At 74.3% G+C, this 18,084-nt stretch carries 19 protein-coding genes; 14 read left to right on the top strand and 5 right to left on the bottom strand.

Annotated elements, in window-relative coordinates; genetic code table 11:
- Positions 1–5: 5 nt before the first annotated feature.
- From BLU55_RS03845 to BLU55_RS03830, 4 genes are all read left to right on the top strand, one after another.
- A complete protein-coding gene (locus BLU55_RS03845; protein WP_157682719.1) occupies positions 6–551 on the top strand; it encodes a GNAT family N-acetyltransferase in 546 nt (181 codons plus the stop codon).
- Positions 552–620: 69 nt separating this feature from the next.
- The gene (locus BLU55_RS03840; RefSeq protein ID WP_091726292.1) at positions 621–1,178 is read left to right on the top strand and encodes a DUF1707 SHOCT-like domain-containing protein; all 558 of its coding nucleotides are present in this window, start codon (positions 621–623) and stop codon (positions 1,176–1,178) included.
- A gap of 83 nt (positions 1,179–1,261) precedes the next feature.
- Positions 1,262–2,827, top strand: coding sequence for an alkaline phosphatase D family protein (locus BLU55_RS03835; protein WP_091726288.1), 1,566 nt, complete (start codon positions 1,262–1,264; stop codon positions 2,825–2,827).
- Positions 2,824–4,080 (top strand): alkaline phosphatase family protein, encoded by a 1,257-nt coding sequence (locus BLU55_RS03830; protein ID WP_091726285.1) that lies wholly within the window; start codon positions 2,824–2,826, stop codon positions 4,078–4,080. Before BLU55_RS03835 ends, BLU55_RS03830 begins: the two co-directional genes overlap by 4 nt.
- A 30-nt stretch (positions 4,081–4,110) precedes the next feature.
- Here the strand turns inward: BLU55_RS03830 and BLU55_RS03825 are convergent, their stop codons facing one another.
- Positions 4,111–5,145: an LLM class F420-dependent oxidoreductase gene (locus tag BLU55_RS03825; protein ID WP_091726282.1), complete on the bottom strand. Its 1,035-nt coding sequence runs from the start codon at positions 5,143–5,145 to the stop codon at positions 4,111–4,113.
- Between the two features lie 86 nt (positions 5,146–5,231).
- On the opposite strand from BLU55_RS03825, the gene BLU55_RS03820 reads away from it, so the two are divergent.
- Positions 5,232–6,440, top strand: a complete 1,209-nt coding sequence (locus BLU55_RS03820; protein ID WP_091726280.1) for an NAD(P)/FAD-dependent oxidoreductase — start codon at positions 5,232–5,234, stop codon at positions 6,438–6,440.
- 22 nt (positions 6,441–6,462) lie between these two features.
- On the opposite strand, the gene BLU55_RS03815 is transcribed toward BLU55_RS03820, so the two are convergent.
- Both BLU55_RS03815 and BLU55_RS03810 read right to left on the bottom strand, forming a co-directional pair.
- On the bottom strand, positions 6,463–7,530 hold the full coding sequence (locus tag BLU55_RS03815) for an NAD(P)H-binding protein (RefSeq protein ID WP_091726277.1): 1,068 nt from the start codon (positions 7,528–7,530) through the stop codon (positions 6,463–6,465).
- Complete coding sequence (locus BLU55_RS03810; protein WP_091726275.1) at positions 7,530–7,994, bottom strand: SRPBCC family protein; 465 nt, start codon at positions 7,992–7,994, stop codon at positions 7,530–7,532. The genes BLU55_RS03815 and BLU55_RS03810 overlap by 1 nt, the downstream gene beginning before the upstream one ends.
- Positions 7,995–8,079: 85 nt before the next feature.
- Between BLU55_RS03810 and BLU55_RS03805 the strand changes: the two genes are divergently transcribed.
- The 7 genes from BLU55_RS03805 to gndA all read left to right on the top strand — a co-directional run bounded on the left by BLU55_RS03805 (position 8,080) and on the right by gndA (position 14,554).
- Complete coding sequence (locus BLU55_RS03805; protein ID WP_091726271.1) at positions 8,080–8,487, top strand: SRPBCC family protein; 408 nt, start codon at positions 8,080–8,082, stop codon at positions 8,485–8,487.
- A 66-nt stretch (positions 8,488–8,553) separates the two neighbouring features.
- Positions 8,554–8,742 carry a hypothetical protein gene (locus BLU55_RS03800; protein WP_091726269.1) on the top strand — a complete coding sequence of 63 codons (189 nt, stop codon included), beginning with the start codon at positions 8,554–8,556 and terminating at the stop codon, positions 8,740–8,742.
- Between the two features lie 91 nt (positions 8,743–8,833).
- Positions 8,834–9,679 (top strand): ABC transporter permease, encoded by an 846-nt coding sequence (locus BLU55_RS03795; RefSeq protein ID WP_091726265.1) that lies wholly within the window; start codon positions 8,834–8,836, stop codon positions 9,677–9,679.
- Entirely contained in the window at positions 9,664–10,491 is an 828-nt protein-coding gene (locus BLU55_RS03790) for an ABC transporter ATP-binding protein (protein WP_091726260.1), read from the top strand. Before BLU55_RS03795 ends, BLU55_RS03790 begins: the two co-directional genes overlap by 16 nt.
- Complete coding sequence (locus BLU55_RS03785; RefSeq protein ID WP_197681082.1) at positions 10,488–11,519, top strand: ABC transporter substrate-binding protein; 1,032 nt, start codon at positions 10,488–10,490, stop codon at positions 11,517–11,519. Before BLU55_RS03790 ends, BLU55_RS03785 begins: the two co-directional genes overlap by 4 nt.
- Entirely contained in the window at positions 11,516–12,652 is a 1,137-nt protein-coding gene (locus BLU55_RS03780) for an LLM class flavin-dependent oxidoreductase (RefSeq protein WP_091726257.1), read from the top strand. Before BLU55_RS03785 ends, BLU55_RS03780 begins: the two co-directional genes overlap by 4 nt.
- A gap of 444 nt (positions 12,653–13,096) precedes the next feature.
- Positions 13,097–14,554: an NADP-dependent phosphogluconate dehydrogenase gene (gene gndA / locus BLU55_RS03775; protein ID WP_269457938.1), complete on the top strand. Its 1,458-nt coding sequence runs from the start codon at positions 13,097–13,099 to the stop codon at positions 14,552–14,554.
- Positions 14,555–14,601: 47 nt separating this feature from the next.
- Here gndA and BLU55_RS03770 read toward each other — a convergent pair whose 3' ends face one another.
- Positions 14,602–15,231: a hypothetical protein gene (locus BLU55_RS03770; RefSeq protein ID WP_157682718.1), complete on the bottom strand. Its 630-nt coding sequence runs from the start codon at positions 15,229–15,231 to the stop codon at positions 14,602–14,604.
- Positions 15,232–15,361: 130 nt separating this feature from the next.
- On the bottom strand, positions 15,362–15,907 hold the full coding sequence (locus BLU55_RS03765; protein ID WP_172833858.1) for a Dps family protein: 546 nt from the start codon (positions 15,905–15,907) through the stop codon (positions 15,362–15,364).
- A gap of 182 nt (positions 15,908–16,089) precedes the next feature.
- Here BLU55_RS03765 and BLU55_RS03760 point away from each other — a divergent pair, with 182 nt between their 5' ends.
- Together BLU55_RS03760 and BLU55_RS03755 are read left to right on the top strand one after the other, a co-directional pair.
- Positions 16,090–17,178, top strand: coding sequence for an HpcH/HpaI aldolase/citrate lyase family protein (locus BLU55_RS03760; RefSeq protein WP_091726252.1), 1,089 nt, complete (start codon positions 16,090–16,092; stop codon positions 17,176–17,178).
- A complete protein-coding gene (locus BLU55_RS03755) occupies positions 17,178–18,053 on the top strand; it encodes an HpcH/HpaI aldolase/citrate lyase family protein (protein ID WP_091726249.1) in 876 nt (291 codons plus the stop codon). Before BLU55_RS03760 ends, BLU55_RS03755 begins: the two co-directional genes overlap by 1 nt.
- Positions 18,054–18,084 lie beyond the last annotated feature (31 nt).

The raw sequence follows: 18,084 nt of genomic DNA, 5'->3' as shown, positions 1-18,084 counted from the left end.
CGGACGTGGTCGTCGTGAACCTCGAGCCCCTGCGCCCCGCCCACGTGCCGCAGGTCCTGGCGACCATGCGCGACCCCGCCACGCTGCGCTTCACGCGCGCGCCCGACCCGGTGCCGGACGGCTGGGTGGAGCAGTGGCTGACCCGGTTCGACGGCCACGACCGGCACGCCTGGGCGGTGCTGGACGGGACCGGGACGTTCGTCGGGTACGCCGTCACGGGACCCGTGGACCACGAGGGTGCCGAGGTCGAGCTGGGGTACGCCGTGGCGCCGGACGCCCGCGGCCGGGGCGTCGCCACCGCGGCGCTGCTGGCGATGACCCGCTGGGCGTTCGACGCCGGCCTGCAGCGGGCCACGGCGCTCGTCTCCACCGAGAACCCCGCCTCGGCACGCGTCGCCGCGAAGGCGGGCTACGTCCTGGAGGGGGTGCTGCGCTCGGTGCACCACCGCGGCGGCCGGCGGGTGGACCTGCAGTGCTGGTCGCGACTGCCCTCGGACCCGGACCCGACGGCTGCGGGGCGTCCCGGGCAGACGCCCACCCCGCACGCATGACAGGTGTCACGGACGGCTCGTGACGGCCGACCCTGGCGTGGGGCGCCCTGCCTCCCCGAGGCTGGGGGCATGGACGGGACCGACACCTGGCAGCGCTTCGAGCTCGACCCACGACTGCCGGCCCACGCCGGGATGCGCGCCTCCGACCGCGACCGCGACGTGGTCCTCGACGCCCTCGCCGCGGCGTACGCCGAGGGCCGGCTCGACCGGGACGAGCTCGACGAGCGCACCACCGCCGTCCGGGAGACCCGCACGCTGGGCGACCTGGTGCCGCTCATCGCCGACGTCGCCCCCTCGTCGGCTCCCCCTCGACGCGGTCCGCTCGTCCCTGCGTCCGACCTGCGGGCCGAGGCGGTCCGGCGCTACGAGCACCGTCGCCACCAGGCGCTGTGGTCGTTCCTGGTGCCGACCCTCATCTGCTGGGTGGTCTACGTCGCGGCCGCGTTCGACCACGGCCCCGGCTTCCCGTGGCCGCTGTTCGTCACCCTCGGCACCGGGGTCGGGCTGGCGAAGCTGGTGACCTCGCGGGAGTCGTCGATCGCCGACATCCAGCACCAGCTCGAGCGCAAGGCCGCCCGCCGCGGCCGCCGGGACCTGCCGCCGGCGCCGGAGCCGACCGGCTGGTGAACAGCGGGCGAGCACGCGGTGAGGCTCGGGTGACGACCTCGCCGCACCCATGACGCCCGGGGCCTGCCGTCGTTGGATGGGGCATGGCCAGCTCCCCCTTCGCCCACGGGGTCGCCAGCGGCGACCCCCGGCCCACCTCCGTCGTGCTCTGGACCCGTGTCACCCCCACCCTGCGCAGCACGCCCGGCTCGGGAGTCGGACCCGACGTCACGGTGCGCTGGCAGGTGGCCACCGGGCCCGGCTTCACCCGCGTGGTGCGCTCGGGACGGGTGCGCACCGGGGCCGCGCGCGACCACACGGTCAAGGTGGACGCGACCGGCCTGGCCCCGGGCCGCACCTACTGGTACCGGTTCCTGTGGGACGGCCGCACGAGCCGCACCGGCCGCACCCGCACGGCGCCCGCGACCGCGTCCGCACCCGCCCGGGTGCGCCTCGGCGTGGTGTCGTGCGCCAACCTGCAGGCCGGCTGGTTCAGCGCCTACCGCCACCTCGCCGACCGCGACGACCTCGACGCGGTGCTGCACCTGGGCGACTACGTCTACGAGTACGGCCCGGGCGAGTACGGCTACGGCCGCTCGGACCGCGACGTCCGGGTCCACGAGCCGGCCCACGAGACCCGCACCCTGGCCGACTACCGGCAGCGCCACGCGCAGTACAAGCGCGACACCGACCTGCAGCGCCTGCACGCCCGGGTGCCGTTCGTCGTGACCTGGGACGACCACGAGTCGGCCAACGACGCCTGGCGCGGGGGCGCCGAGAACCACTCGGCCGGCGAGGGGTCGTGGGCGGCGCGCCGGGCCGCGAGCCACCAGGCGTACGACGAGTGGATGCCGGTGCGGATGTCGGGCACCGCCGCGTCCGGCGACGGCGACGGGCTCTACCGCCGGCTGCGGTTCGGGACGCTCGTCGAGCTGACCCTGCTCGACCTGCGGTCCTACCGCGACCAGCAGCTCGCCGCTCCCGTCGACCCGGCCCAGGCCGACCCCGACCGCACCCTCACCGGCCGCGCCCAGATGGACTTCCTCAAGGCCTCGCTCACCACGACCGCCGTCCAGTGGAAGCTGGTGGGCAACCCCGTGATGATCGCGCCGGTGACCTTCGCCGGCGTGCCGCGCGAGGCGGTCCGACCGGTCGACGACACCGTCGGGCTGCTGCCGCCCGAGGGCGTGCCCTACAACGTCGACCAGTGGGACGGCTACACCGACGACCGGCGCGAGGTCTTCGAGCACCTGCGCGACCACGGCGTCACCGACACCGTCTTCGTGACCGGCGACATCCACTCGGCCTGGGCCTGCGACCTCCCGGCCGACAAGGCGACGTACGCCGCGACGCGCAGCTCCGTGGGCGTCGAGCTGGTCGGCACCTCGGTGACCTCCAACAACCTCAAGGACATCACCGGGAGCCCGCCGCGCACCACGAGCATCGCCGTGGAGGAGGCGCTCAAGGCCAACAACCCCCACGTCCAGCACATCGACTTCGACGACCACGGCTACTCGGTCCTCGACCTGACCCCGAAGCGAGCACAGATGGACTGGTACGTCATCGGCGACCGCGCCGACCGCGGCGCCGCCGCCACCTGGTCGGTGTCCTACGCCACCACCGCCGGCAGCCAGGTGCTGCACCGCGTCCCCGGGCCGGTGGCCCGATGACCGCGATCGACCGCCGCACGCTGCTCCGGGTCACCGGCGCCTCCGGTGCGGCGCTGGCCTTCTCGTCGGTGGCCGGGGCACCCGCGGCCGGGGCCGCCACCTCCTCCGCGGGGCGTCGCCGCGCCTACGTGCTGGTCCTCGACGGCTGCCGCCCGGGCGAGGTCGACCAGATGCCCGCCGTGCGGGCGCTGCGCGACGCCGGGCTGTGGTACCCCGCCGCCCGGTCGCTGCCGGTGACCGAGACCATCCCCAACCACGTGATGATGATGACCGGCTGCCGCCCGGCGCGGAACGGCGTGCCGGCCAACTCGGTCTACGACCGCGACGAGCAGGTGGTGCGCGACTGCGACCGGCCCTCCGACATCCGGGTGACGACCGTCATCGAGCAGCTGAACGCCACCGGTCGCACCACCGGCACCGTGCTGTCCAAGGAGTACCTGTACGGCGTCTTCGGCACCCGTGCCACCCACCGGTGGGAGCCGTTCCCGGTCGTCCCGGTCTCGGGGCACGCCCCGGACGCGGCCACCACCGACGCCGCCATCGCCATGGTCGACCGGTTCGACCCCGACCTGGTCTTCGTCAACCTCGGCGACATCGACCGCTTCGGCCACTCCGACCTGACCGGCACCACCCTGCAGGCGGCCCGTCGCACGGCGCTGGCGTCGACGAACCTCCAGGTGCAGCGCTTCGTCGACCGGCTGAGGACGAGCGGCAGGTGGGCCTCCTCGCTGGTCGTGGTGCTCGCCGACCACTCCATGGACTGGTCGCTGCCCCAGCAGACCGTCAGCCTCACCCCGGTGCTGGAGGCCGACCCCACGCTCGCCGGTCGGTTCGAGATCGCGCAGAACGGGGGCGCCGACCTCGTCTACTGGACCGGCCCGGCAGGCGCCCGCGACGCTGCGGTCGCCCGGGTCCGGCAGCTGGCCGCCGCGACCCCCGGGGTGCTGGCGGCCCACGACGTCGCGCGCACGCCCGGCCTGCGCCTGGGCGCCGAGGCCGGGGACGTGCTGGTGTGGTGCAAGGCGGGCTGGCGCTTCAGCGACCCGGGTCCGACGAGCAACCCGATCCCCGGCAACCACGGCCACCCCGCCACCGAGCCCATCCCCTTCTTCCTCTCCGGCGGCAGCCCTGCCGTCGCCCGGGGCGTGGCCCGCTCGGACCGCGCGCACACGATGGACGTCGCGCCGACGCTGGGGGCGTACTTCGGGCTCCGCGCCCCGAGCACGGGCTGGGAGGGCGTCTCGCGCCTGTGAGCCGTGGTCCACCCCGGGTGGGGCGCCGCCTCAGGCCAGGGTCTCGGCCACCAGCCGCACCTCGTCGGGCGTGGTGAGGCTGAGCAGCAGCATCGTGACGCCGGAGGCCTCCCACTCGGCCACCTTGTCCCGCACCCGGGCGGCGTCGCCGACGACGTGGAGCTGGTCGACCAGCTCGTCGGGGACCAGGGCGGCCGCCTCGTCCTTGCGGCCGGCCAGGTAGAGCTCCTGCACGTCGTGGGCCAGCTGCTCGTGCCCCATCCGCACGAAGACCTCCTGGTGGAAGTTCTGGCCCTTGGCGCCCATCCCGCCCATGTAGAGGGCGACCGACGGCTTCAGCGCCTCCAGCACCGGCCCCGGGTCGTCGGTCACCTGCAGGTGGCAGGTCGCCGCGATCTCGAACGTGTCCGGGGTGCGTCGCGCCCCCGGGCGGGCGAACCCCTCGGCCAGCCAGGGACGATAGAGGTCCGCCGAGGCCGGGGAGTAGAACAGCGGCAGCCAGCCGTCGGCGATCTCCGCGGCCAGCGCGACGTTCCTCGGCCCCTCCGCGCCCAGGAAGATCGGCAGGTCCGCGCGCAGCGGGTGCACGATCGAGCGCAGCGGCTTGCCGAGGCCGACCGACCCCTCGCCGGCGTACGGCAGCGGGTGGTGGGGGCCGTCGTTGGTGACCGGCGCCTCGCGGGCCAGCACCTGGCGCACGACGTCGACCACCTCGCGGGTGCGGGCGAGCGGCTTGGCGAAGGGCTGGCCGTACCACCCCTCCACGACCTGCGGACCGCTCACGCCCATGCCCAGCACGACCCGGCCGCCGCTGAGGTGGTCGAGGGTGAGCGCGTGCATGGCGATGCTCGCCGGCGTGCGGCCCGACATCTGCACGATGCTGGTGCCCAGGCGCAGCCGGGTGGTCTCGCGGCCCCACCAGGCCAGCGGCGTGAGCGCGTCGGAGCCCCACGCCTCCGCCGTGAACAGGGCGTCGAACCCGGCGTCCTCCGCGGCCGCGACGAGCTCGGCGGTGCCCGTGGGCGGCTGCGCGCCCCAGTAGCCCAGCTGCAGTCCCAGGTCCATGGCCTCACCCTGCCAGAGGGCGTGGTGCCCGGCGCTACGTTCGGGGGCGGGGCCGCGCCGGTCGGCCCGGACGAGGAGCGTGCGACATGTCGGGTCCGATCGTGGTGGTGGGGGGCGGCCTCGCCGCCGGCAAGGCCGTCGCGCAGCTGCGCGACTCCGGGTACGACGGGGAGCTGGTGGTGCTCACCGCCGAGGACCACCCGCCGTACGAGCGGCCGCCGCTGTCCAAGGACCTCCTCCTCGGCGAGGCCGGCCCCGACGACACCCTCGTCCAGGAGCAGGGCTGGTACGCCGCGCACGACGTCGACCTGCGCACCGGCACCCGCGTCACCGGGCTCGACCTGGCCGCGCGCGAGGTCGTCGTCGGCGACGAGCGGATCGGCTACGACCGGCTGCTGCTCGCCACGGGCGCCCGGCCCCGTCCCTTTGCGCCGGCCGACGACAGCGGCGCCCCCGTGGCGTACCTGCGCACCCTCGAGGACGCGGCCCGCATCAAGGAGCAGCTGACCGAGGGCCGCCGGATCGCGGTCGTCGGCGCGGGCTGGATCGGCCTCGAGGTCGCCTCGTCGGCCCGCCAGAACGGCGCCGAGGTCGTCGTCCTGGAGTCAGCGGCGCAGCCGCTCCTCGGGGTCCTCGGCGACGAGGTGGCGGCGGTCTTCGCCGAGCTCCACCGCTCCCACGGCGTCGACCTGCGCCTCGGCACGGAGGTCACCGGCGTCCGCGCCACCGACGACGGCGGCGTGGTCGAGCTCGCCTCGGGCGACCCGGTCCCCTTCGACCTGCTGGTCGTCGGCATCGGCGTCGAGCCGGTCGTCGAGCTCGCCGAGGCGGCGGGGCTGCAGGTGGACGACGGCGTGCTGGTCGACGCGTCCCTGCGCACCAGCGACCCGCACGTGTGGGCGGCCGGCGACGTGGCCAACGCCGAGCACCCCGTCCTGGGCCGGCGCCTGCGGGTCGAGCACTGGGACACCGCCTCCCGGCACGGCGAGACCGCCGCGCGGAGCCTGCTCGGCGAGTCCGTCCAGCACGACGAGCTGCCCTACTTCTTCACCGACCAGTACGACCTCGGCATGGAGTACGTCGGCCACCCCGGCCCCGAGGGCTTCGACCGCGTCGTCGTGCGCGGCGACACCGACGGCCTGGTGTTCACCGCCTGGTGGCTGCGGGGCCGCGAGGTCGTGGCCGGCATGCAGGTCAACGACTGGGACGCGACCGACGAGGTGCGCCGCCTGGTCGGCACCGAGGTCGACCCCGACCGCCTCGCCGACGACCAGGTCGCGCTCGCGGACGTGTGACCCGGCGCCCTGCCGGTCCCGCCTACAGGCCCGGGATCGGCAGGGCGCCCAGCACGGTGCGCGCCTTCTTCAGCGCCAGCCCGGCACCGGCCCTGACCGTGGCCGGGGCGTGCAGCTCGTCGAGGACCGGGACCCGCGTGCTGGTCCAGGAGGGGTCGCTCGGCAGGGCGGCCTCGGGGGTGCTGCCCGGCTCGCCGAACGCGCGCGCCATCGACTCGCGGATGCCGAGCAGGGGCCGCCCGTCCCGCGGCACCCAGGTCTCGCCGGGCCGGCACACCATGTCGTGGCGCAGGCTCTGCACGAGCGAGGAGACCGTCCAGAACGGCGCGGCCACGAGGGCCGCCGCGCCGGCGCTGACCAGGGCGGGCGGCACCAGCACCACCGGGATCCGCAGCCGCAGCAGGCCGGCCGCGCGCGAGCAGTCGGCCAGCAGCCGGGCGTAGGGCACCACGTGGGGGCCACCGATGTCGAGCGACCCGGTGAGGCGGTCGTCCTCGAATGCCTCGACCATCGCCCGCAGCACGTCGCTGACCGCGATCGGCTGCACGTCGTGCTCGAGCCAGCTCGGCACCGGCTGCACCACGAGCAGCGTGGCGAGCTGCCGGATCACCTCGAAGGAGGTCGACCCCGCCCCGAGCACGACACCGGCGCGCAGGGCCAGGACCGAGCAGGTCGGGGAGGTGGCCTCGGAGAGGACCTGCTCGACCTCGAGCCGGGAGAAGATGTGGCGCGAGAGGTCCTGCGTCGGCGCGTCCGGCACCAGGCCCGAGAGGTAGATCACGCGGGTGACCTCGCTGGCGGCGACGGCGTCGCGCACGACCTCGGCCCCCTCGCGGTCGCGGTCCTCGAAGGAGCGGCGGTCCAGCGAGTGCACCAGGTAGCAGACCCCGTCGACGCCCTCGAGCGCCGCGGCGACCTGCGCCCGGTCGGTGACGTCGCAGCGGGCCCAGTCCACCCGGTGCCCCCAGGCGAACCGCTCGGGCCGCGGCGCGGACGACGAGGCAGCCACGACCTCGTGGCCCGCGTCCAGGAAGGCGGGGACCAGGCGCGAGCCGACGTAGCCCGAGGCCCCGATGACCAGGATCCTCATCAGCGCTCCCCGAGGTGGCGCAGCAGGTTGCGGGAGAACGCGACGCCCATGCCGCTCATCACCGCGGCGATCGCGCCCTCGACGCCCACGCGGGCCAGCCGCGGGAACGGCAGCTCGACGCTGACCTCGATGTCGATGGACAGGCGGGTGCCGCTCCCGCGCTGCTCGAGGTGGTACTCCCCGCTGACCTGCGTCTGCTGGGCGGGCTCGTCAGGGTGCGGCGCGTAGCTGATCCGCGACGGCTCGTCGAAGGACATCTGCTCCACGAAGGTCGAGCCGATCGACCGGCCGAGCAGCGGCACCCGGGTGACGTGCCAGGTCCACCGGTCGCCGTCGGCGTCGATGCGCTGCAGGTACGGCGTCAGCCGGGGCAGCAGCTCGGGGTCGGTCAGCGCGGCCCACACGTCCTCGGGCGGGGACGTCACGGTGGCCGCGGACTGCTTGCTCGCGGTGAAGCGGGTCATCGAACTCCTCGTCGTCGGCGCGCGTCGCGCGCTCGGCCCAACCTAGCGACCCGTCCGTCACGGCCCGCGACGTACCGTCGCGGACATGGCATCGGTGACCGTGCGCGTCCAGGGGGACGCCCCCGTCGACCTCGCGTGGGAGCGGTACGCCGACCCCGCCCTGTGGTCGACCTGGTCGCCGCAGATCCAGCGCGTGGACACCGCGATGACACGTCTGAGCGCCGGGGCGAGGGGCACCGTGCGGGCGGGACTGCTCCCCCACCCCACCCTCGGGGTGCCGTTCGAGGTGCTGGAGGTCGACGAGCCCACCCGCACCTGGACGTGGCAGGTCCGGCTCGCGCCCCTCGGCCTGGTGCGGCTGCACCTGGAGCACGGCGTGGAGGCCCACGGCGACGGCTCGGCCACCTGGCTGCACGTGACGGGACCCGCGCCCGTGGTGGTGGCCTACGCGCCGCTCGCCCGGCTGGCGATGACCCGCCTCGTGAGGCGCTAGGCCGCGACCCCGCGCCCGGCTAGGGTCACGGTGACCCCACCGCGGGGGCCTCGGAGAGGAGCCACCATGCCGACGTGGTCCTGGATCGCCCTGTGGGTGCTCGCGATCGCCGTCGTGGCCGTGCTCTACGTCCGCGAGCGCCGCAGCGGCCGGCGCGCGGGTGAGGGTGACCGCCACCAGCACGACGCCGTGCGACAGGCGGGTGTGGACGCCGACGTCCGCGGTCCGAACGGCTTCAGCTCCCTCGGGGGCTGACCCCCAAGTAGCACGCGGCGAACGCCGACACGTCTCGTCTCAAAGTCTAGTCAATTACTGGTTCTAGACGACTTTGGTGCAGGGTGGACCCATGTCCAGCACCGCATCCCCCGTCGACGCCACCGGCGTCCCGGCGGCAGCCGGCGTGGCCGCGACCCCCTCGGGACGCCGCCCACGACGGCCCCGCCGGGGATCCGCCGCGCTGCGCCGCGCCGTCAGCCCGCTCGTCCTGCTCGCCCTGTGGCAGCTCGCCTCGGCCACCGGCGTCCTCCCCGAGGACAAGCTCGCCCCGCCCCTGCAGATCTTCGAGGCCATGGCCGAGGAGTGGCGCAAGGGCACGCTCCAGGACGCCACGGCCATCTCGCTGCAGCGGGTCGCGATCGGGTTCGTCCTCGGTGCCGCGATCGCCCTCGCCCTGGCAGCGGTGGCCGGGCTCTCGCGGATCGGCGACGACGCGATCGACCCCCCGATGCAGATGCTGCGGACCGTGCCCCACTTCGGGCTGCTGCCGCTCCTGGTGCTGTGGCTGGGCATCGACGAGTCGCCCAAGATCGCGCTGATCGCGCTCGGCGTCGCGTTCCCGCTCTACGTCAACACCGTGGCAGGCATCCGGGGTGTCGACCCGAAGATGATCGACGCGGCCCGGGCGCTGCGGCTGAGCTGGACCGAGCGGATCCGGCACGTCGTGGCGCCGGGCGCCCTGCCCTCGGCGCTGGTGGGCCTGCGGCTCAGCCTGGGCGTCGCCTGGCTCTCGCTCATCGTGGCCGAGCAGATCAACGCCACCAGCGGCATCGGCTACCTCGTCTCCGACGCCGCCTCCTTCGGCCGCACCGACGTCGTCGTCGGCGGCCTCGTGGTCTACAGCCTGCTGGGGCTGGCCACCGACTCGCTCGTCCGCTCCATCGAGAGGAAGGCCCTCGCATGGCGACACGGCTGATCCACCCCGCCACCACCGACCTCGCCCGACCGGACGGTGACCCGTCGGGCCCCACCGTCCGCGTCCGCGGCCTGCGGCGCGCCTTCGGCGACCACGTGGTCCTCGACGACCTCGACCTCGACATCGCCCCCGGCGAGCTCGTCGCCCTCCTGGGACGCAGCGGGTCGGGCAAGTCGACCCTGCTGCGGACGCTCGCCGGGCTCGACCCGGTCACCGAGGGCACCGCCGAGATCGACGGCACCGTCTCGGTCGCCTTCCAGGAGCCGCGCCTGTTCCCCTGGCGGCGGGTGGCCGACAACGTCGCCCTCGCGCTGCGCTCCGGCAGCCGGGCCTCGCGGCGCCAGCGGGCGCGCGAGACGCTCGACGAGGTCGGGCTCGGCGACAAGCACGACGTCTGGCCGGTGACCCTCTCGGGCGGCCAGGCCCAGCGCGCGTCCCTCGCCCGTGCCCTCGTCAGCGCCCCCGGCCTGCTGCTGCTCGACGAGCCCTTCAGCGCCCTGGACGCCCTGACGCGCATCGAGATGCACGACCTGGTGCTCGCGCTGTGGCGCGAGCACCGGCCCGCCGTGCTGCTCGTGACGCACGACGTCGACGAGACCCTCAAGCTCGCCGACCGCGTCCTGGTCGTCGACGGCGGCCGGATCCGGCACGAGAGCCGCGTCGACGTCGACCGCCCCCGCGACCCCGCTGCGCTGCACGAGCTGCGCACCGAGCTGCTCGCCGTCCTCGGCGTGCACGAGGGAGCCGAGCCCGACCCGGCCGCCCTCGACCGCACCACCTCCCGTCCCCGTCCCCAGGAGAGAGCATCGTGAGACTGACCCGACCGGCCCGCGCGGGCCTCGCCGCCGCGCTCCTCGCCGTCACCCTCGGCCTGGGCGGCTGCGGCGGCTCCGACAACGCCGACGCCGTGCGCGACGACGGCACGGTCGACCTCTCCAAGGTGACCCTGACCGTGGGCGACCAGAAGGGTGGCTCCCAGGCGCTGCTGAGCGCCGCGGGCGAGCTCGACGACCTGCCCTACGACGTCGAGTGGAAGCCCTTCACGTCCGGGCCGCCGCTCCTCGAGGCAGTGAGCAGCGGCGCCGTGGACGTGGGCGGCGTCGGCAACACCCCGCCGCTGTTCGCCATCGACCAGGGCAAGAAGCTCAAGGTCGTCTCGGCGTACTCCCAGGGCGCCACCGGCGACGCCATCCTGGTCCCGAAGGGGTCGAGCCTCACCGACGTCGCGGACCTGGAGGGCAAGAAGGTCGCCGTGGCCAAGGGCAGCTCGGCCAACTACAACCTGCTCGCCCAGCTCGACGACGCCGGACTGTCGTTCAGCGACGTGGAGCCGGTCTACCTGCAGCCCTCCGAGGCGCTGGCCGCCTTCAAGGGCGGCTCGGTCGACGCCTGGGCGATCTGGGACCCGTTCACCTCGCAGGCCGAGCTGGACACCGGTGCCACCGTGCTCTCCGACGGCAAGGGCCTGGTCAACGGCCTGGCCTTCCAGGTCGCGGGCGACGAGGCCCTCGAGGACAAGGCCACCCGCGCCGCCCTGCGTGACTTCCTGGGCCGGCTGGCCGGCGCCCAGGTGTGGGCCGCCGAGCACAAGTCGGAGTGGTCGAGGACGTGGGCCGAGGAGACCGGCCTGTCGACGGCCATCACCGACCGCGCGGTCGAGCAGCGCAGCTACACGCCGCTGCCCATCGACGACGAGGTGATCGCCTCCGAGCAGGAGATGTGGGACGCGTTCGCGGAGCAGGGGCAGTTGACGGCCGACCCGACGCTGTCGGACTGGTTCGTCACCGACTTCAACGACGACGTCGAGAAGGCCACGAGCACGGCGGAGGACGACGCATGAGCCTGGAGCTCCACTGGTTCCTGCCCACCACGGGCGACGGACGCAGCCTGGTCGGCGGGGGGCACTCGGTGCCCCGCGGGATCGGCCAGGGCCCGGGGGCGGTCGGGTCGGCCTCGCAGTTCCGGCCGCCGACCATCGACTACCTCGCCCAGGTCGCCCGCACCGCCGAGCTGCTCGGCTTCACCGGGGTGCTGACCCCGACCGGCACCTGGTGCGAGGACGCCTGGCTGACCACGGCCGCGCTGCTGCGCGAGACCGAGCGGCTGAAGTTCCTGGTCGCCTTCCGACCGGGCTCGGTGTCGCCCACGCTGGCCGCCCAGATGGCCTCGACGTACCAGCGGATCTCCGGGGGGCGGCTGCTGCTCAACATCGTCACCGGTGGCGAGCCCGCCGAGCAGCGCCGGTTCGGCGACCCCGCCGACTTCGGCTCGGCGGAGCGCTACGCCCGCACCGACGAGTTCCTCACCGTGCTGCGGGGCGCCTGGGACCCCGCGGGGGTCGACTTCGCGGGTGACTTCTACGACGTCACCGACGCCCGCGTCCGCGAGGTGCCCGACCCGCTGCCGAAGCTCTACTTCGGCGGCTCCTCGGCGCCGGCCGGACCGGTCGCGGCCCAGCACGTCGACGTCTACCTGACCTGGGGCGAGCCGCCCTCGGCCGTCGCGGAGAAGCTCGACTGGATGCGGGGGCTCGCCAAGGAGGCCGGCCGCAGCCTGCGCTTCGGCATCCGGCTGCACGTCATCACCCGCGACACCACCGAGGAGGCATGGGCGGTGGCGCAGCGGATGCTGTCCGAGCTCGACCCGGCCGACGTCGCCAAGGCCCAGGAGGCGCTCAGCGCCAGCCAGTCCGTGGGCCAGCAGCGGATGCGGGCCCTGCACGGCGGCACGACGTACGCCGACGCGCACGACCTCGAGATCCACCCCGGCCTGTGGGCCGGCGTGGGGCTGGTGCGCGGGGGCGCGGGCACCGCGCTGGTGGGCAGCCACGAGGAGGTGGCGTCGTCGATCGCGGAGTACGCCGCGCTGGGCATCGACGAGTTCGTGCTGTCGGGCTACCCCCACGTCGAGGAGGCCTACTGGTTCGCCGAGGGCGTGATGCCGGTGCTGCGCCAGCAGGGCCTGCTGGTCTGAGCCGCCCGGCTCAGAGCCGGCGCTGGTAGGACAGCTCGCGGCCTGGTCGAGGGCGGCGACGCCCACGACGCGACCACAGTCGCGGGCCAGCGCGTGCTGCTCGAGATCACCGCCGGCGCCGTGACGCACCACCCGCGCGTGCCGGTGGCGGGTCGTGGGCGGCAGCCAGGGCGAGTCGACGGCCCGCGCGGCCTCGAGCACCTCGGTGGCCGCCGCCACCGCGACGGCGTCGTCGGCGTCGTACCACCGGAGCTCCACCCGCCCAGCGTCCTCGGCCACGGGCACCGCGTCGACCGGTTTTCCCGTCCCGGCCCGGGGTACGTCGGGGGCTGCGCCGCGCCCAGCGCCACCAGCACCGGCCTAGGGTCGGGAGGGGCCGCGAGGCACCCCGGGAGCGCACGCTGCCCACCCCGTCCCACCCGTCCCACGCAGGAGGCCCACCCCGTGAGCACGACCGACACCCCGACCGAGCCCACCGCCGACATCGGCCTCACCGGTCTGGCGGTCATGGGCCGCAACCTGGCCCGCAACATCGCCCGGCACGGCCACACCATCGCCGTCCACAACCGCTCCACCGAGAAGATGACCTCGCTGCTGGAGGACCACGGCGACGAGGGCGACTTCGTCGGCTCCGAGTCGATGGCCGACTTCGTGGCGAGCATCAAGCAGCCCCGCGCGGTCATCATCATGGTCAAGGCCGGCGAGGCGACCGACGCGGTCATCGACGAGCTGACGCCCCTGCTCGACGAGGGCGACATCGTCGTCGACGCGGGCAACGCCCACTTCGAGGACACGCTGCGCCGACAGCAGGCGCTGGAGGAGCGCGGGCTGCACTTCGTCGGCATGGGCGTCTCGGGCGGCGAGGAGGGCGCGCTCAACGGCCCCTCGATCATGGTCGGCGGCTCCGAGCACGCCTACGAGACGCTGGGCCCCATCGTCGAGGACATCGCCGCGCTCGTCGACGGCACGCCCTGCGCCACCCACGTCGGGCCCGACGGCGCCGGCCACTTCGTCAAGATGGTCCACAACGGCATCGAGTACGCCGACATGCAGCTCATCGCCGAGGCGTACGACGTGCTGCGCAACATCCTGGGCCGCGAGCCCGCCGAGCTGGCCGACGTCTTCCGGGAGTGGAACGAGGGCGACCTCGACTCCTTCCTCATCGAGATGACCGCCGACGTGCTCGCCCACACCGACGCGGCGACCGGACGACCCTTCGTCGACGTCGTCGCGGACGCCGCCGAGCAGAAGGGCACCGGCCGCTGGACCGTGCAGAGCGCGCTCGACCTCGGCGTCCCCGTCACGGGCATCGCCGAGGCGACCTTCGCCCGCAGCGTCTCGGGCCACGTCGAGCAGCGCGAGGCCGCCCGGGCGGTCTTCTCGCAGACCAGCGACACCCCCGGCGTCGAGGACGAGGAGCAGTTCGTCGAGGACGTCCGCGCCGCGCTGTACGCCGCCAAGGTGGTCGCCTACGCCCAGGGCTTCGACCAGATCACCGAGGGCAGCAACCAGCACGGCTGGGACGTCTCCCCCGGCGACCTGGCCACCATCTGGCGCGGCGGCTGCATCATCCGCGCCAAGTTCCTCGACCGGATCCGCGAGGCCTACGAGGCCGAGCCGGACCTGACCACCCTGATGACGCAGGAGTACTTCTCCAAGGCGCTCCGGGACGGCGAGGCCGGGTGGCGCCGGGTCGTGGTGGCCGCCACGCAGGCCGGGATCCCGGTCCCGGCGTTCGCGTCGTCGCTGTCGTACTTCGACGCCCTGCGCCGCGACCGGCTCCCGGCCGCGCTCATCCAGGGCCTGCGCGACAACTTCGGGGCCCACACCTACGGGCGCGTGGACCGCGAGGGCAGCTTCCACACGCTGTGGGCCGGCGACCGCTCCGAGGTGGACGCCTAGGCCCCGACGCGTCCGCCGGAGCGGGCGACCGCACGTGGTCGCCCGCCTCAGCGGGGCAGGTCGGTCCAGCCCCGGTGGTCGTGCACGGCCGTCCCGGCGTACGACGGGTGGTCGCGCAGCGCGACGTCGACAGCGGCCAGGGCCTGGTGGAGGACGCGCTGGTCCCGTCCCCAGAAGCTCTGCCGGCGGCTGGCCGGGTCCGTGCCGACGAAGCGCGTCTCGACGGCGAGCCGGCACGGCGTGCCGGTGGCGGCGGCGGTGGCCAGGACGTGCCGGCCCAGGTCGGTGACGCTGTCGGGACCGGTGGCGGTGTCGCGGTAGACCATGGCGGTGGTCGCGTCGACCCGCTGCGCGACGGCCCGGTCGAGGGGGACGCCGCCGGGCGTCGCGACCTCGTGGCCCCACCAGGCGACGTCGACCTCCAGGCGACGGACGGAGGCCTCCGCCAGCAGGTCGAGCAGGTGGAGGTAGCCCACGACGACGCGGGCGCGGTCGCGGTCCCAGGCCGGGTGCAGCCAGGGCTCCACGTCGAGGTGGACCCCGTCGAACAACCCCGTGGCGAGGGCGTCGGCCTGCCAGGCCAGCGCCGCGCGCGGGTCGTCGATCCACTCCGTGGCCGAGCCGAGCGCCGCGATCCGGACGCCCCGGGCAGAGGCCAGGTCATGCACCTCGCGCACCCAGACAAGGTCCGGTGACGAGCCCAGCGAGCGGGGGACGGAGACGAAGAGCTCCCCGACGCCCCGCTCGCCGGCCCAGGTCACCAGGGGTGTGGGGGCAGGACGCCCCCACACCCAGGTGGCGCGGTGCTCAGCGGGAGGCGTCGGCCGCCTCGGTCTCGGAGGTCGCTCCGGTGGTCGAGAGCTGGCCGCCGCTGTTCTCCAGGTGGGCGCGGACGAACCACTGGAACTTCTCCAGCTCCGCGGTGTGCGCGATCAGCATGTCCTGGGTGACCGGGTCGAGCTTCTCGGTCTCCTCGATGCCCTCGCGGTTGGAGGTGACGACGCCGCGGTAGACGACGTCCAGGGCCCCGAGGTGGGCGCCCACGGTGTCGCGCCGCAGCGAGTAGTCGTCCCAGTCGCGCACGGCGGCGATGTCGCCGGTGGTGCCACCGGGCGAGCCGCCCATGGTCGCGATCCGCTCGGCGACCTCGTCGGCGTACCCGCGGACCAGGTCGACCTGCGGGTCGATCATCTCGTGGACGGCGATGAAGTTGGGCCCCACGACGTTCCAGTGCACGTGCTTGAGCGTCAGGTGGAGGTCGTTGTACGCCGCCAGCCGGTACTGCAGGAGCTCGATCGTGCGCTGGCTCTGCTCGGTGGTCAGGCCGGGGGTGGTGTAGCTGATGTCGGTCACGGTCTACAGATCCTTCGCAACGTGTTGAGGTTCGTGTTCCCCGATCTTGTACCCCACGACCAACCTCCGACACGGGTCGCGCGGCACCGGGGCAGGCCCACCACGGGGACCGCCGCCGCAGCCGTGGCGGGCGTGGGGATGGTCACAGCCCAGCCGGGCGCCCCGCTGCTAGCGTCCGGCGCATGCGCAGCGCCAAGGACTTCTTCGCCCCCCTCGCGGTCGGTGCCCCCACCCCGCTCCGCGAGATCCCGACCCGGCCCAGCCGGGCGATCCACTTCTTCGACCCCAGCAACCCGAAGATGGCGGCGAAGGTGCCCGACATGGTGGGCTCGGTCGACGTGCTGCTCGGCAACCTCGAGGACGCCGTCAAGGCCGACAACAAGCTCGCCGCGCGGCAGGGCCTGGTCGAGGTCGCGCGCGGCACCGAGGGCCTCGGCGGCCCCGACAGCCCCACCCAGCTCTGGACCCGGGTCAACGCGCTCGACTCCCCCTGGGGCCTGGACGACCTCACCACCCTGGTCACCGAGATCGGCGATCGCCTCGACGTGGTGATGGTGCCCAAGGTGCAGGGCGCCGAGGACATCCACTACGTCGACCGACTGCTGGCCCAGCTCGAGGCCAAGGCCGGCCTGGACCGACCGATCCTGGTGCACGCGATCCTCGAGACGGCCCGCGGGATGGTCAACGTCGAGGAGATCTGCGGTGCCTCGCCCCGGATGCAGGGCCTCTCGCTGGGCCCGGCCGACCTGGCCGCCGACCGACGCATGAAGACGACCCGCGTGGGAGGCGGCCACCCGGGCTACCTGGTCCGGCAGGACCCCCTGTCCTCCAGCCCCGAGGACGTCGCCCGGGAGCGGGCCACGCACCAGCAGGACCTGTGGCACTACACCATCGCCCGGATGGTCGACGCCTGTGCGATGCACGGGATCTTCCCCTACTACGGGCCCTTCGGGGACATCGCCGACGTGGTGGCCTGCGAGGACCAGTTCCGCAACGCCTTCCTGCTCGGCTGCGTCGGCACCTGGTCGCTGCACCCCAAGCAGATCGCGATCGCCCACCGAGTCTTCTCCCCCGCCCCCGAGGACGTCGCGCACGCGCGCCGGGTCGTCGAGGCGATGGGTGACGGCACCGGCGCGGTCATGCTCGACGGCAAGATGGAGGACGACGCCTCCCTCAAGCAGTGCCTGGTGATGGTGGAGCTCGCCGAGCAGCTGTCGGCGGTCGACCCCGAGCTGAAGCAGCGCTACGACGCGATCGGGACGGGCGCCTGATGGCCGCCGCCGACGAGCAGTTCCGGCCGCGCCGCTCGGTGCTCTACATGCCCTCCTCCAACGCCCGGGCGCTGGAGAAGGCGAAGTCGCTGCCCTGCGACGGCCTCATCCTCGACCTCGAGGACGCCGTCGCGCCCGACGCCAAGGCCGACGCCCGCGAGGCTGCGTGCGCCGCGGCCGCCTCCGGCGACTACGGCCGCCGCGAGGTGACCATCCGGGTCAACGGCGCCGACACCGCGTGGCACGACGACGACCTGCGGGCCGCCAGCCAGGCCGGTCCCGCCGCCATCGTGGTGCCCAAGGTCGCCTCGGCCGAGGCGGTCCACGCCCTCGTCGATGCCCTCGAGCGCCACGGGGCGCCCGACCACACCACGCTGTGGGCGATGCTCGAGACGCCCCGCGCGATGCTCCACGCCGAGGAGATCGCCGGCGCCTCCGAGCGGCTCAGCGTGCTCGTCATGGGCACCAACGACCTGGTCAAGGAGCTGTACGCCGAGCACGTCCCCGGCCGCGCCCCGCTGCTCACCGGGCTGTCGCTGGCCCTGCTCGCGGCGCGGTCCACCGGCAAGGCGGTCCTCGACGGCGTCTACAACGACGTCAAGGACACCGACGGGTTCCTCGCCGAGTGCCGCCAGGGCCGCGAGATGGGCTTCGACGGCAAGACCCTCATCCACCCCGGGCAGGTCGAGGGCGCCAACGCGGCCTTCGCCCCCAGCGAGGAGGCCGTCGAGCAGGCCCGCGGCATCCTGCAGGCCTGGGAGGACGGTCGCGGCTCCGGCGTGGTCACCTACCAGGGCAAGATGGTCGAGAACCTCCACGTCGAGTCCGCCCAGCGCACCCTGACGATGCACGAGGCCATCGCCGCGCTCGACTGAGCCGACCTCGCTGGCAGTCGGCGCGACCCGA

This window comes from Nocardioides scoriae, from assembly GCF_900104965.1.
GTDB classification, from domain to species: Bacteria; Actinomycetota; Actinomycetes; order Propionibacteriales; family Nocardioidaceae; genus Marmoricola; species Marmoricola scoriae.
Note: the sequence above shows the minus strand (reverse complement) of the source record. Positions and strands in the feature narration are given on the sequence as shown.